This is a genomic window from Pseudoalteromonas sp. US3C1013 (assembly GCF_048401115.1).
GTDB classification, from domain to species: domain Bacteria; phylum Pseudomonadota; class Gammaproteobacteria; order Enterobacterales; family Alteromonadaceae; genus Pseudoalteromonas; species Pseudoalteromonas undina.
Genome location: NZ_CP183075.1, coordinates 1,880,363 through 1,895,220, shown reverse-complemented (window position 1 = coordinate 1,895,220; position 14,858 = coordinate 1,880,363). Strand labels below are relative to the sequence as shown.

The 14,858-nt window shown below is 39.9% G+C and carries 13 protein-coding genes and 2 tRNA genes; 8 read left to right on the top strand and 7 right to left on the bottom strand.

What is annotated here, in order from left to right; genetic code table 11:
• Positions 1-45: 45 nt before the first annotated feature.
• From hrpA to ACNSN2_RS08745, 3 genes are all read left to right on the top strand, one after another.
• Positions 46-3,933, top strand: coding sequence for an ATP-dependent RNA helicase HrpA (hrpA, locus tag ACNSN2_RS08755; protein WP_418607056.1), 3,888 nt, complete (start codon positions 46-48; stop codon positions 3,931-3,933).
• Positions 3,934-4,001: 68 nt separating this feature from the next.
• Positions 4,002-4,382, top strand: a complete 381-nt coding sequence (locus tag ACNSN2_RS08750; protein ID WP_008113026.1) for a response regulator — start codon at positions 4,002-4,004, stop codon at positions 4,380-4,382.
• Positions 4,383-4,390: 8 nt separating this feature from the next.
• On the top strand, positions 4,391-4,687 hold the full coding sequence (locus ACNSN2_RS08745) for a PilZ domain-containing protein (protein ID WP_010388503.1): 297 nt from the start codon (positions 4,391-4,393) through the stop codon (positions 4,685-4,687).
• A gap of 15 nt (positions 4,688-4,702) precedes the next feature.
• Here ACNSN2_RS08745 and ACNSN2_RS08740 read toward each other — a convergent pair whose 3' ends face one another.
• The gene (locus tag ACNSN2_RS08740) at positions 4,703-5,893 is read right to left on the bottom strand and encodes a class I SAM-dependent methyltransferase (RefSeq protein WP_418607053.1); all 1,191 of its coding nucleotides are present in this window, start codon (positions 5,891-5,893) and stop codon (positions 4,703-4,705) included.
• Positions 5,894-6,032: 139 nt separating this feature from the next.
• On the opposite strand from ACNSN2_RS08740, the gene ACNSN2_RS08735 reads away from it, so the two are divergent.
• Positions 6,033-6,704, top strand: coding sequence for an HD domain-containing protein (locus ACNSN2_RS08735; protein ID WP_418607051.1), 672 nt, complete (start codon positions 6,033-6,035; stop codon positions 6,702-6,704).
• A complete protein-coding gene (locus ACNSN2_RS08730; RefSeq protein WP_010388507.1) occupies positions 6,694-7,122 on the top strand; it encodes a VOC family protein in 429 nt (142 codons plus the stop codon). Before ACNSN2_RS08735 ends, ACNSN2_RS08730 begins: the two co-directional genes overlap by 11 nt.
• Before the next feature lie 47 nt (positions 7,123-7,169).
• Here the strand turns inward: ACNSN2_RS08730 and ACNSN2_RS08725 are convergent, their stop codons facing one another.
• Positions 7,170-8,165: a response regulator gene (locus tag ACNSN2_RS08725; RefSeq protein ID WP_138594646.1), complete on the bottom strand. Its 996-nt coding sequence runs from the start codon at positions 8,163-8,165 to the stop codon at positions 7,170-7,172.
• 17 nt (positions 8,166-8,182) lie between these two features.
• Positions 8,183-11,494, bottom strand: a complete 3,312-nt coding sequence (locus tag ACNSN2_RS08720) for a PAS domain S-box protein (protein ID WP_418607049.1) — start codon at positions 11,492-11,494, stop codon at positions 8,183-8,185.
• Positions 11,495-11,737: 243 nt separating this feature from the next.
• Between ACNSN2_RS08720 and ACNSN2_RS08715 the strand changes: the two genes are divergently transcribed.
• Positions 11,738-12,430, top strand: a complete 693-nt coding sequence (locus ACNSN2_RS08715) for a M48 family metallopeptidase (RefSeq protein ID WP_193049008.1) — start codon at positions 11,738-11,740, stop codon at positions 12,428-12,430.
• A gap of 31 nt (positions 12,431-12,461) precedes the next feature.
• On the opposite strand, the gene ACNSN2_RS08710 is transcribed toward ACNSN2_RS08715, so the two are convergent.
• Positions 12,462-12,546 (bottom strand) — tRNA-Tyr (locus tag ACNSN2_RS08710).
• Between the two features lie 49 nt (positions 12,547-12,595).
• Positions 12,596-12,680 (bottom strand) — tRNA-Tyr (locus tag ACNSN2_RS08705).
• A gap of 112 nt (positions 12,681-12,792) precedes the next feature.
• Here ACNSN2_RS08705 and ACNSN2_RS08700 point away from each other — a divergent pair.
• Positions 12,793-13,320 (top strand): VC2046/SO_2500 family protein, encoded by a 528-nt coding sequence (locus ACNSN2_RS08700; RefSeq protein ID WP_109874478.1) that lies wholly within the window; start codon positions 12,793-12,795, stop codon positions 13,318-13,320.
• A 201-nt stretch (positions 13,321-13,521) separates the two neighbouring features.
• Positions 13,522-13,824: a DUF6172 family protein gene (locus ACNSN2_RS08695; protein ID WP_054201143.1), complete on the top strand. Its 303-nt coding sequence runs from the start codon at positions 13,522-13,524 to the stop codon at positions 13,822-13,824.
• Positions 13,825-13,891: 67 nt separating this feature from the next.
• Here the strand turns inward: ACNSN2_RS08695 and ACNSN2_RS08690 are convergent, their stop codons facing one another.
• Both ACNSN2_RS08690 and ACNSN2_RS08685 read right to left on the bottom strand, forming a co-directional pair.
• The gene (locus ACNSN2_RS08690; RefSeq protein ID WP_010388514.1) at positions 13,892-14,368 is read right to left on the bottom strand and encodes a YchJ family protein; all 477 of its coding nucleotides are present in this window, start codon (positions 14,366-14,368) and stop codon (positions 13,892-13,894) included.
• Between the two features lie 39 nt (positions 14,369-14,407).
• Positions 14,408-14,842: a SulA-like leucine-rich domain-containing protein gene (locus ACNSN2_RS08685; protein ID WP_010388516.1), complete on the bottom strand. Its 435-nt coding sequence runs from the start codon at positions 14,840-14,842 to the stop codon at positions 14,408-14,410.
• Positions 14,843-14,858 lie beyond the last annotated feature (16 nt).

Genomic DNA, 14,858 nt, shown 5'->3' with positions numbered 1-14,858 from the left:
TTGCTACAATCGGGGCTCTTTGACTAATTTTTATAAGGTATGCAGGTGGTAAACCTAGGTCAGTTATTTGGCGAGCTAAAAACGTGCTTAAAAAAAGATCAATTCAGTTTTAAAAAACGTCTTCACGGCGTTAAAAAAATCACCGACGAGGCAAAACTTACCAGTGCGCTTGAAAAAATTGCGGCTGATATTAGTCGTAGTCAAACGCTTCGAGAGCAGCGCTTAGCTGGGCTACCTAAAGTTACTTATCCTGAGCAATTACCGGTTAGTCAAAAAAAAGACACCATTAAAGAGGCCATTGCTAATAATCAAGTGGTGATCATTGCTGGTGAAACTGGCTCAGGCAAAACCACACAAATACCTAAAATGTGTTTAGAGCTAGGCCGAGGCGTTGAGGGCTATATTGGTCATACCCAACCAAGGCGTTTAGCAGCACGCAGCGTTGCCAACCGTATTGCAGAAGAAATGCAATGTGAGCTTGGTCAGCAAGTCGGTTTTAAAATTCGTTTTAGCGACCAGGTATCTAATAACAGTTACATTAAGCTGATGACCGACGGTATTTTATTAGCTGAAATACAACAAGACCGATTTTTAAATCAATACGACACCATTATTATTGATGAAGCGCATGAACGTAGCTTAAACATTGACTTTATTTTAGGTTATCTTAAAAATTTACTCCCAAAACGCCCCGATTTAAAAGTTATTATCACCTCAGCAACTATCGACCCTGAGCGCTTTTCTAAGCATTTTGATGATGCACCTATTATTGAAGTATCAGGAAGAACGTTTCCAGTTGATGTACGCTATAACCCAATTAGTGATATTCAAAAAGAAGATATGGAAGCCGAAGGCGACCAACTACAGGGTATTTTTGATGCGGTAGATGAACTTTGCGCCGAAGGTCCTGGCGATATTCTGATCTTTTTAAATGGTGAGCGAGAAATACGTGATACCGCCGATGCACTAAGCAAGCGTAATTTAAAACACACAGATGTATTACCTTTGTATTCAAGGCTATCGAACGCTGAGCAAAACCGTATTTTTGCGCCGCATTCGCGCCGCCATATTATACTCTCTACCAACGTCGCTGAAACATCGCTAACAGTACCTGGTATTCGTTATGTTATTGACCCGGGTACAGCGCGAATTAGTCGTTATAGTTATCGCACAAAAGTGCAACGTTTACCTATAGAGCCTATTTCGCAAGCCAGTGCTAATCAGCGAATGGGGCGCTGTGGACGTGTTGAAGCGGGTATTTGTATTCGTTTATATTCAGAAGATGACTTTTTATCGCGTCCTGAATTTACTGACCCTGAAATATTGCGTACTAATTTAGCATCAGTTATTTTGCAAATGTTAGCCCTTGGGCTGGGTGATATGGCGCAATTTCCTTTTGTGCAAGCTCCAGATAGCCGAAATATTAATGATGGTTTAACATTGCTTGAAGAGCTACAAGCAGTAAAAGCGGCTAAGCGTCATCAAAAAACCAGCCTAACACAATCTGGGCGAGAGCTAAGTCGTTTGCCGGTTGATCCGCGTTTAGCAAAAATGGTGCTAACTGCACATAAAGTGGGTGCATTGCGTGAGGTGATAGTTATTGTTGCCGCGCTTTCAATTCAAGACCCCCGCGAGCGACCACAAGAAAAACGCCAAGCCGCGAATGAAAAACATGGTCGCTTTGACGATCCAGACTCTGACTTTATTGCCTTTTTAAACCTGTGGAATTATTTAGAAGAGCAGCAAAGTGAGCTGACTAACAGCCAGTTTAGAAAGTTATGTCAAAAAGACTTTTTAGCCTATATGCGTATTCGTGAATGGCAAGATATCGTTTATCAAATCAGCACTGTGTGCAATGAAATGAAAATGAAAGCCACCACTAATGTCGCAGACAGTGAGCTTATTCACAAAGCACTTTTAAGTGGCATGCTCAGTCACATCGGTTTTAAAGACGAAAAGCAGCTATATAAAGGTGCGCGTAATAGCCAATTTCATATTTTTCCAGGCTCAGGCTTATTTAAAAAGAGTCCAAAATGGATGATGTCGGCTGAGTTGGTGGAAACCAGTAAACTCTATGCTCGTATTAATGCCAAAATTGATGTGAACTGGGTAGAACCGTTCGCTCAGCATTTAGTAAAACGCAGCTACACAGAGCCTCATTGGGAGAAAAAGCCCGGTGCGGTGATTGCCTTTGAGCAACAAACTTTGTATGGCTTATTAATTGTTAATAAACGCCGCTGTGTGTACAGCAATATTGACCCAAAAGTAAGCCGTGAGTTGTTTATTCGCACAGCGCTGGTTGAACAAGAGCTGGGGCTCAATGAAGGATTTTTACAATATAACCGCGAATTAATTGAAGATATTCAAGTGCTCGAGAACAAATCTCGTAGGCGCGATATTTTAGTTGATGAACAAACCTTATTTGAGTTTTACGAGAAAAAAATACCGAACGATATTAATAATCGTGCTGCGTTTATTAAGTGGTATAAAACACAAAAACAGCAAGACAAACGCTATCTGCACATGACGCGAGAAGAGCTCATGCAGCATGGTGCAAGTAGCATTACTGAATTTGATTATCCAGATACATGGCAACAAGATAACTTAATGCTGCCGCTTACTTATCATTTTGATCCAGGCCAAGCAGTTGATGGTGTTGCTGTACAAATACCGGTTGCGCTATTAAACCAAGTTCAAGAAAGTGGTTTTGATTGGCATATACCGGCATTTCGTCATGAGCTAATTTGTGGGTTAATTAAGTCATTGCCAAAGTCACTTCGCCGTAACTTTGTCCCTGCGCCTAATTATGCCGACGCGGTTTTAGCGGCCATAGAGCCTCTACAAGGCTCGTTAATCGACTCACTAAGTAATCGGTTATTGCGCATGACTGGCGTGCGAGTCGACCCTGAGGCGTGGGATTTAACAGCCCTTGCTCCTCATTTAAGATTGCAGTTTGAAGTACGTGATGAAAACGACCAACTTCTTGCCCGTGGGCTCGATTTAGCTAAGCTTAAAGCGCAGCTTCAAGGCAAAGTGACAGACACCTTATCTAAAGTGGCCGACAAAGGCATAGAAAAAACCGATTTAATCCAGTGGGATTTTGGTGAGTTACCAACATCGTACGTGAAAAAGCAAGGTCAATACGAAATTAAAGCCTACCCAGCGTTAGTGGATAAAAAATCAACGGCCGCAGTAGAGCTATTCGATAACGAAATAAAAGCGCAATTAGCGCACCAGCAAGGTTTACGTCGTTTAGTACTTTTAAACGTGCCATCACCAATTAAATACCTGCAGCAAAACCTACCAAACAAAGCTAAATTAGGATTGTACTTTAATCCTTTTGGTAAAATTGCCGATTTAATTGATGACTGCATTGCATCAGGCGTTGACAGCCTATTAGTTAAATATGGTGACATTCGTACAAGTGAGGCATTTGAAACGGTTAAAGAGCATATTCGCGGCGAGTTAGGCGATACCGTAGTGGCCATTGCTACACAGGTTGAGCAAGTGCTGAGTATTGCACATGCACTGCATAAAAAAATGAAAGGGCGTGTAGATTTAACCATGATCACCGCTCATGGGGATATTAAGTCTCAGCTAGAATCACTTATTTTTAAAGGCTTTGTCAGTCAACATGGGGCAGACAAACTCGGCGATTTAATTCGTTATTTAAAAGCGATTCAAAAACGCCTAGAAAAACTACCTGTTGACCCAAATCGTGATAGATTATGTGTGTTAGAGCTTGAAAAAGTGTCGCAAGAATATAAAAAACTAACGAATAAAACACCTAAAGGAATGCCACTGCCTACTGATGTTGAGGCTATTTTTTGGATGCAGCAAGAATTACGCGTATCCTTATTTGCACAAACCTTAGGTACGCCTTATCCAATTTCAGCAAAACGTGTGTTAAATGCGATAAAAGAAATTGAATAATCTCTTTATTCTCTATTAAGCTAAGTAAGTTAACAGAGGGACTAACTTGAGAAGGAAATGACATACCTATGTCCTCATTACTAAAACACAAAGCGCGACAGCTGTTAGTGGTTGATGATGAGTATTTCAATTTTGAAATACTCAAAGCAGGGTTAGCATCAACATTTGATTTGAGCTATGCTGACTCAGGTAAAAGTTGTTTAGCATCTGCGATTGCAAATCCGCCCGATATTATTTTGCTTGATGTGTGTATGCCAGGACTCGACGGTTATGATACGTGTCGCATACTTAAACACACGCCAGAGACAAAAAACATTCCGGTGGTCATGATATCTGGACTTGAGTCGGAGCTTGAGCAACAAGCAGGCTTTGACGCAGGGTGCGATGCTTACGTTGTAAAACCTTTTTCTATCGCTGTACTACGAGAAAAAATTAATAATATTGTGTAGAGGGAATTATGTTTACTGAAGATAAGCGAAACTATAGACGTATGCAGGTTAACACGCCAGCGAAGTTAACCTCAATAGAGCCTGTTGCTGGGCTTAGTTACACTGGCACATGCCTTGATTTAAGTGCAACGGGTCTTTCATTACAACTCGATGATTTGTTAGAGCTTAACTCAATTTTATCGGTTGATATTGCATCAACACATCCGAGCATTGCACCGTTAAAAGCCACTGTTAAGGTAATACGTGCCAGCACCGAAGAGGATGGCACGATAACCGCAGGGCTTGAAATTGTAGAGTTTAACTAACTACTTAATTAGTTTTTAGTAAACCTTACAAATAAGCCCTTTAAGGTAAAAACCTTCAGGATAGCTGCCTGCAATAGGGTGGTCAGCTGCTTGATTTAAGCGCTCCATGATCAGTAAATCCTTACCTGCATCAAGGGCTGCATCTGCGACTACTTTTTGAAACAAGTTTTGTTCCATTAAACCAGAGCATGAGAATGTTAGCAAAGTGCCGCCGGGCTTTAATATTTGCATCGCAATCATATTGATGTCCTTGTAACCGCGACACGCCCCAGTTAACTGCGCCTTGTTATCGGCAAATTTAGGCGGGTCCATAACGATCGTATCAAACATCACCCCGTCTTCACGGTATTGGCGTAATAATTTAAAGACATCTTGTTTTACAAAGTCGACTTTATTTAAATCAAGGTTGTTATGCTCAACATTACGCTTTGCTGTATCAAGTGCTGGTTGTGAAACATCAACATTGGTTACATGTTTACAGCCACCGCGCAGGGCATAAAGAGAAAACGTTCCCGTATAACTAAAGCAATTTAATACGGTTTTGTCTTTTGAAAAACGCTCCAGTGCAGCACGGCTATCTCGTTGATCTAAATAAAAGCCAGTTTTATGGCCTTCTAGAATATCAACTTCAATTTTTAAACCATTTTCTTCAATTATGACAGGTCCAGTGGGTTCACTCCCCCAAAGTACGCCCTTAATAGGCTCTAGCCCTTCTTTGGTTCGAACATCTACATCTGAGCGCTCATAAATAGTAGAGCCTGGGAAAATAGCCATTAAAGCACCAACAATTTCACCTTTGTGACGTTCTGCACCTGCGCTCAGTAATTGACACACAAGAACATTATCAAACTTATCTATAGTAATACCGGGTAAGTAGTCTGATTCTGCTGCACATAATCTAAAGCCGGTAAGTCCACCTTCTTCAATCGCATGACTACGCGCTTCTAAAGCACGGCGAAGACGGCGCTCAAAGAAATGTTGATCTATCACTTCTTTTTCGTCAAAGCTCCAAACACGAGCACGAATTTGCGAATGAGGACTGTAAGCGGCTGTGGCCAAAAACTTACCTTCACTATCGTGTATGGTTACCGTGTCACCTAATCCAGGTTTACCTTTAATTTTTTTGATGGCTTTAGAAAATAACCAAGGGTGTTTTCTTTTTAATGATTTATCGCGACCAGCTTGCAGGTAAACGGCAGATGACATAGGGCTTCTCTGTAGTAATAAATAAGCGCTGTATTTTAGTCAAGGCTCGCGCAACATACAATGAATGTTTTGCAAGGGGCTTATAAATCGCGGTAAAGTAGCCATTATTAACTCGTTTAAATAGATTTTTGGAAATTCGGTGGACAATTCAGCTCTTAGCCCCTCATTACAGCAACTTAATCAGCAATGCAGAGACTTTATTACATCCTTAGTACATGCCGATGTAGCCCATGATATTACCCATATTGAACGGGTAGTACGTGTTGCTGTGCAGTTATGTATTGCACAGCAGGCTGATATGGCCATTGTATTGCCTGCAGCTTGGTTACATGATTGTGTTGCGGTGGCTAAAAATCACCCAGGCAGGGCGAAAGCATCAACAATGGCAGCCGATAAAGCGATTAACTTTTTAGCGTCTATTGGTTACGATGAACAACTATTTGCTGATATTCACCACGCTATTGCAGCACACAGTTTTAGCGCCAATATTGCTATTAAAACGGTGGAAGCACAGATTGTACAAGATGCTGACAGAATGGATGCCTTGGGTGCTATTGGCGTAAGCCGTTGTATGAAAGTAGGCGGCTCTATTAGTCGATTATTATACAACCCCGATGATCCATTTTGTTTAAACCGAGAAGCAGACGATAAAAAATACACCCTAGATCATTTTTTTATTAAATTACTGCATATTGCCCAGAGTATGAATACTCCTTCTGCAAAAGCCGAAGCACAAAGACGCACTGCATATATGCACGACTTTTTAGCTCAGCTTAAATCTGAAATTGGTGAACAACGCGATGACACCTAAACTTTCGGGAATTGATCATTGTCATTTAAATGTTCAAAGCCTCAACCAAGCTATTGAGTGGTATGAAAAGGTGCTTGGTTTTACCGTAGTAGAGCAGTTAGCCTTTTGGAATGAAGAGGGAAAAGGTCCTTTAACACTCGAAGATGAAAACGCCACTACACGATTGGCTTTATTTGAAGGCGATGGGCGTAGTAAAGGAATCGCTTTTGCTGCAACAGGGGAGCAATTTGTTATTTGGCTCAAGCATCTTGAGCAGCACCAAGTGAAAACCATATTGGCTGATCATGGCGTGACATTTTCAATGTATTTTAAAGATATTAGTGGCAATAGCCATGAGATCACGTCCCATGACTATCGTATTATAAAACAGCATTTTCCGGCTGTAGCTTTAGGCTCTCACAATGCCAAAAGAAGCTAGGGTCAGTTGCACTTTGCGCAGTAATATTTGCTCAAATAAGGGGAGATTTAATCGCGCTCTTGATGGGCCTTTTTTATCGCTAGAACAGCGTCTATCTGACCAATAAAAAGCTCAACTAGATGTGGGTCAAAATGTTTTCCCGCTTGGTGCTGCATATGTTCTATTGTTTGCTCAATGCTCCAAGGCTCTTTATAAGGACGTTTTGATGTGAGTGCATCAAATACATCAGCTATCGCCACAATCCGTCCCTCAATCGAAATTTCTTCGCCTTTCAATCCATTAGGATAGCCTGTGCCATCCCATTTCTCATGATGTTCAATTGCCAGTACGTGGGCAAGTTGCAACAAAGGGGAGGGTGAGTTGGCCAATATTTTAGCTCCTATAGCAGCATGCTCTTTCATGTGTGCAAATTCGTCTGGAGTTAATTTTCCTGGCTTTAATAATATTGAATCAGGAATGCCTATTTTTCCGACATCGTGCATTGGTGCAGCTTGGCGCAATAACTCAGCGTGTTGCTCATTCATTCCTAGCGCTAAAGCAAGTACCTTGCTGTATTGACTCATTCGAGCAATATGTTCACCCGTATCGGTATCTTTGTACTCTGCAGCGCGCCCCAATCGTTCTACTAAGTCTACATGTGCTTGTTTTAGCTGCTCGGCTTGTACTAAAGAAAGATGTGTTTTTACCCTTGCCTTTACAATAGCAGGACTAATAGGTTTGGTTATGTAATCAACTGCACCTAAAGAAAAACCTTCCGATTCATCTTGCTCTTGTGTAAGTGCGGTAACAAAAATAACTGGAATATGTGCGGTTGTAGGATTAGCTTTTAAAATTTTACACACTTCAAAGCCATTCATATCTGGCATCATAACATCAAGTAAAATGAGGTTCGGTGGATCGTTTTCAATTAATTGCAGTGCTAATGGCCCCGATTTAGCGAACGACAAACGGTAGTTACTCGCTAAAACCTCGCGCATTACTTTTAAATTCGCAGGTTCATCATCGACGATTAATATTCGCGCCTGATTTATAGATTGAGCCATCGTCGTCCTCAGAAGAGCTAATTATTAAGTGTTGTTAATAATGCATTGAGCTCTATTTTTGCATTATCAAATTCAAATTCATTAAACTGTTCACAAATGCTTAAAATAGCATTTTTGTGCTGTTCTGGTGTTATTTTCTCAATATAACTTAATAACGTATCGTCCAACTCTGCTCGTTTAGCTTGGCTAAGTAAAAGCGTTAATTGGTGAATAAATTCAGCATTTGACACGGTTACTTTTTGTAATTTATTCTCTTTAGGAGCAAAATGTAAATGTGATAATTCATCTGCTAGCTGTTGCCACTCTTGTTGGCATCGTAATATGCATTGGGCATAAGAAGCTATATCACGCTGCTTTTCAGCTTGAGCAACTAAGTCAGACAAATTATTAAGCGCTAAGTTACCTGCAAGACCTTTTAAATTATGTAGAATTTGAGCATGGTGTTTATCGTTTAGCTTATTGGTCGCTAAGGTTTGCATACTATTTTGATGCTGAGCTAAAAAGAGCGCGACTTCTTTGAGGTGCTTTTCTTTACTGCCCCACATTTTCTCACCTTTAGCTAAATCTATACGGAGTTTTGAGTCAATCGGATCTGCAGTTTCTAACCGGCTTATAGCAAGCCCAAGCACTCTTGCTATTTCGTAGTTGAGCTGGTTTATGTCAACGGGTTTAGTTGTAAATCCATTCATACCCGCTTGTTTGGCTGTTAGCTTGTCTTGCTGTAGCACACTGGCTGTTAAAGCAATTATTGGGGTTTGCTCTAGTTGCTTTTGCTGCTCTAAAGAGCGAATTGATGCCGTAGCACTGATCCCATCGCATTTAGGCATATGAATATCCATTAAAATAATATCAAAGCGATGTTGATTAAATATTTCAATGGCCTCAAAGCCATTATTAGCCTTTCTTACCTGATGCCCAGCTTGTGAGAGCATAATGGTGAGTAGCTCAATATTTTGTTCAATGTCATCGACCACTAAGATTTTTAATGGTGGTAAATTAAATAGGTTTTTACTAATGGTCTGTACCTGACTTTTCTCGCCTTTTTCAAGCGCGACAGTAAAGCAAAAGCAGCTACCTTGGCCAAGGGTACTTTGTGCATATATATGGCCACCCATTAACTCAACCAGCTGTTTACTAATCGTTGTTCCAAGCCCTGTGCCACCAAATCGGCGAGTTGTGGTGCCGTCTGCTTGCTCAAAAGGTTTAAAGATAGCCTCAAGACGATCTTTTTCAATACCTATACCTGTGTCTTGTACTTCAAATAAAATAGGATGATTGGGGTTATGAGTAACCGACAAAGTAACATGGCCTCGTTCGGTAAACTTTATCGCATTGCCGATTAAATTGGTTAGCACTTGGCGTAAACGCGTATCGTCACCAAAATAAAATGGATTCACATTGTCAGCTATTTTTAAATTGAGTTTTAGGTCTTTACGTTTTGCATCCAGCCAAAATGTAGACACAATATTGTCGAGTAATTCTTGCAAGTTAAAATGTACATTTTGAATTTCGAGTTTGCCTTTTTCTAACTTTGCTGAGTCGAGGATATCGTTAAGTAAGTGCAACAAAGAACGCGCGGCGTTATTAACAGTAATTATTTGCTTCTGTTGATCTTTATTAAGCGGGCTATCTATCAAGATATCACTAAAGCCAATAATTGCATTCATGGGGGTACGTATCTCATGACTCATATTTGCCATAAAAGACTGTTTAGCTTGCGCGGCTACTTCAGCCTCGTATTTAGCTTGTTTTAAGCTTTGCTCATATTCATAGCGTTTGGTTATATCAACCAAAACGCCATCAACCCAGCGGACATTATTTTTAGAGCCTGTGACAATACTTGCTTGATCCAGTACCCAAATAATATTGCCGTTGCGATGGCGAATGCGGTATTCAATTGAGTATTGACTGGTTGATGCAACCGCTTGATCAATGGCTAAAGAAATAGCCGCTTCATCTTCTTTAACAATCAGCTCGGCAAAGGTAATACGTTGCTCAGTAAACTCTTCAGCGCGATAACCCGTTAGTTCATAGACGCTTGGGCTTATAAACAACATACTCCAGTGTTCATCTAACAAGCAGCGAAATACAACACCGGGCATATTGTTCATCAAGGTACGATATTGTCGCTCTTTTTCAATTAAGCTTTGTTGTAATGCTTTTTGTTCAGTTAAATCGGTAATAAAGCCAACAAATAGTGTTTCAGTTTGCAATTGCTTTACTTCACCAATCCCTAGTCGAATTGGAAATTGATGACCATTTTTATGTTTTGCCCACACATCACGATTAACGCCAATCACACGCTTTACTTCATGGTTTGTGGTGTTTTTTAAAAAAGCATCGTGTTGATTAGCAATATCATCAGCCATCAATATTTTTACATTTAGGCCAATGACCTCATTATCTTTCCAGCCAAAAATCGTTTCTGCGGCCTTATTAAAGCTTAAAATGGTACCTTTAATATTGATAGTGACGATGCCATCAATAGCAGTTGATAAAATAGCATCAAGGCGAGACTCTTCAGCAGATTTTTTCCCTAACAGCATTCTGTAGCGGATCATGCCATTGATGATCACAACCACCGCTGTTAATAAAAGCGTGGCGAACGACACACTAATAGCAATAAAGGTTAGATGTGATTGGTTTGTTTGCTCGTTAATTATCGGGCTTGTTGCAATAAATCGCGTAGCAGCCATGCCCATATAATGCATACCAGCCACGGCAAGGCCAAGAATAAGGGCGCAAATAATACGATTATGCACAGGCGTTAATTTTTTAAAGTGTGCTGGTAAATGAAAACGTACATAGAGGCTGATGAAAGAGAGCAGCACTGCTACAACAATTGAAGCGCCAAACCATATTGGATCATAACGAAGTAAAGGACTTAATTGCATCGCGGCCATACCGCTGTAATGCATGGTGCCAACACCCGCGCCGAATAAAAGAGAGCTTAGAATTAAATTGATAATACGAGGGTTAGAGCTATATGTTTTCAAACAAGAAAAAGCAATGGTACATGCCAGTAAAGCCGGTATAAACGACACAAAAGTGAGTGTGGGATCGTATTCAATTGTAGTGCACAAAGAAAATGCGAGCATAGCAATAAAATGCATACTCCATACCCCCCCAGCAAGCACTAAAGCTGCAGTTACATTGGCCAGCTTACGATAAGACTTAAAGTGAGTATTATTTGCTAAATCGATAACGTGAAGGGAAAAGTAGGCTGCAAAAATTGCGGTGAGTATAGATAGTGTCACTAAACTTGGGTCGTATACACCATTAATAATTAGACTTGGATCTGGTTGGTTTATAAAAAAATTAGATAGCATCAATCATTCACATAATAACTCTTAAACCCAGTCTAATATAAACGCAACAATAATCACAAGGTATTGAGCTCTAAGTTACAACAGCAACGTAAGTGTTTTAAGCTCTAAACTTACTATTCATTGAGAATTACTACATGCATTGGTATTAAAATGGCATTTAGTAGGGATTATTTATAGATCAGCCGTTATGGTACAAGGTAAAATAAAGCCCAGTGTTTAATTATAACTAGGCAGCATTCATTGTTGGATTACACTTTAAAGCGAAGTAAACGAAGAAAAACAGTAGCGATCAAAGTCGCACAACGAGAACTTACGGTGTATGCGCCCCATTTTGTAACGAAAACACAAATTAATGAATGGCTGTTGAGTAAACAGGGCTGGATTGATGCTCAGTTACATAAGCAACAAATTCAAGCCGATACACGACAGTTTCCACTCAAAACCCATAGCATTAAACTATTTAATGAAGCTGTAAATGTGCAATTTGAAAATGCAGCACGCACTCAATGGCAGCAGCACAATGAAAGCCAAACGCTGTTACTGAGTATTTCTTCACGTGTGAAGCATCGAACGCAAATGTATCAAGGTTTGCTAGAGCAATTTTTGCATGAGAAGTTAGAAAGTTATATTGAAATGCGAGTTAACTACTATTGTCAGCTGATGGGTGAAAAGCTACCGAGCAATATTCGTATTCAATTGTATAAGCGTCGCTGGGGCAGTTGTAACCGCAGGCGTGAACTGACCTTCAACTTGCACTTGGCAAGCGCACCTACATGGATAATTGACTACGTGATTGTGCATGAGTTAGCGCATTTAAAGTATTTAAATCACAGTGCACAATTTTGGCATCGTGTAGGATTATTTTATTCAGAACACAAAAAAGCAAGCGCTTGGTTAAATAAGCATGGCATGAGTTTACAATGGGTTTTTGAATAACTAGAACATAAAATGAGGTAGTAAAGAGAAGTGGTGGAGGGAGCTGGATTCGAACCAGCGAAGGCTGAGCCGTCAGATTTACAGTCTGATCCCTTTGGCCGCTCGGGAACCCCTCCACACTAATTTTTATTGCATTTGGCCCCACTTAACTTAGCCTAAGAAAAGTGGTGGAGGGAGCTGGATTCGAACCAGCGAAGGCTGAGCCGTCAGATTTACAGTCTGATCCCTTTGGCCGCTCGGGAACCCCTCCAATGCAACGCGGCAGATAATAGCAAACTTCTTATTTAAGTAAAGAAAAAAGCTAAAGAAAATTCAAATTTAGCCGATAAATACTTATTAATTAGTTAAATAGGCTAAAGTCTATGCATATTGGTGATTTGTTAATCACGGAGAGCCAGTTAAAAACGAGGCTTAATGAAAGTGTGCACGATAACCGCCGAGGCGAGTTTGCACTTTTATTAGCAATGCTCTCTCATGATGCGCTTGATTTTAGTGAGTTTCACTTACCTAAAAGTGATGCAAGTGGTTATCAAGCCGATGAAGAGACCTTGAGAAAGCAATTTGGTGCGGGCCCAAAGCAGCCATTAGCGCCAGATACCTTTAATATGTTAATTGGCAAAAATAACACGGAACTTTTAGCAAAAATGGGAAGCGCTATAGGGATGAGTGATATTAAGTTAACTCAGTGCTTAAAGCCTGAACCGTTAAATATTCGAGATGATAAAAATCATATTCCGCTTAACGTGATTGATAATTGTGAACTGGCGGTTCGTCGGCGAATTAAAAACAGTGATATGCCGCTCTCAAATATGCAAATGGATGCCGCAGCATTTTATGATGATTTACAAAATGAAGCCCTCCACCAGCCATTACATTTGTTTAGTGCCTAATTAAATTACATTAAATGCAGTTTTTTAAACGCCATTAGATTGTAATAAATAGTGTTTATATTAGTGGTTTTGTAGGTGCTTTATTTTAATAACCGATTTAATATAAAAAAAGCATCCAAAATTTAAATGCAATTGCTATAATGGCGCAAATGGTATGACATTAAATGCCATTATCATTAAACCAAGGTAATTAGGAACGTAATGAAGAAAACATTCACGCTGAATCATGAGAAAATCAAATACCCTCGTATGGTTGATGCTGCAAAGCATGAAGTGAAAAAATATTTGAAAAGAGAACGTAATAAAACTTTACCTGTTGATGCCGACTACTGGGCATTTGATTGTAAGTTTGGTAACACGGCTGAAGAGGCCCAAGTGGTTCACGTTGCTGAAATTAACAATCACATCAGTGAAATTGAAAAGCAAGGTTTAACCTCTTTCTACTTAGAGATTTTAGCAAGACCTGCACAACGTCAAGACTTCGATGAAGGTGATGACGAATAAAGCGCTAAGTTGCGTTTAGTGTAGTTTGTGAAAATGGGCCAAGTGGCCCATTTTTTGTGGTTGTTACTTATACACTATGACACTTTTTATACTTTTTATTACTGCCGCAAGGACAAGTATCATTGCGTTTCACTTTAATATCAGCAACCGGTGTGATCTCACCATCAAGGTATCGCCACTGTTCATCTTCTTTAATAAACTTTGAATGCTCAGCCAGCTCGCAATACAAGTCTTGATAAAAGTAATGGGCTTTAAACTTTACAAACCCTGTTTCATCATTATAACCAGAATCTAATACGGTTAAGTTTATAAAGCGGCAACTAGTTGCAAAGTCCTTAATTTCTGATAGTGAGTTTTCAGCTTGCTTTTCTTTTGCGTAACTTTCACGAACAAAAGCCGCGTTTTTAACCGCATATGCACTGTAGCGAGCACGCATAAGTTGCTCAGGTGTTTGTGGCTGTTTGGTTTTTAAATGAAAAGGTTCACAGCAATCAGCATAAAGTTGCTGACTGCCACAAAAACATAGTAGGGCGTTAGAGGTCATAATAAATGTACTGTGTATTAAAACGCTAGTTTACCAAGCTTATTGCGTTAGTGAAATCTCAGCTTGAGCGCTTTTTTTGCTAAAGCAATACAGCTTAGTGCGTGTATGGCTCAGGTTTAATGATAACTGTGATAGTTGCTGATTATTTATTATGTCGGTCCAGGTGATCACCGCTGCAAAATTTCCATTGTGAAGTGCAGAACTTAAAACATACTCTATATTAACTAAATGTTTTTGGCGTATAACTAATAATTTACTGGTATCAATTGAACATGAATCAAGTAACGCTTTACTAGGTACATGGTCTGGCGCAATTAAAAGTGTCCATGCATTTAAGCTATTGTATTGGTGTAATACTTTTAATAATTCAAACGTCGCTGAAATCTCATCTTCAATTTGTACAACGTTAACACAATCAGATTGGTCATCTTGTTGGTAGCTCTTAACTGTTCTTACGGTAATAGGCTGTAACATAATCGTCTCACTCACT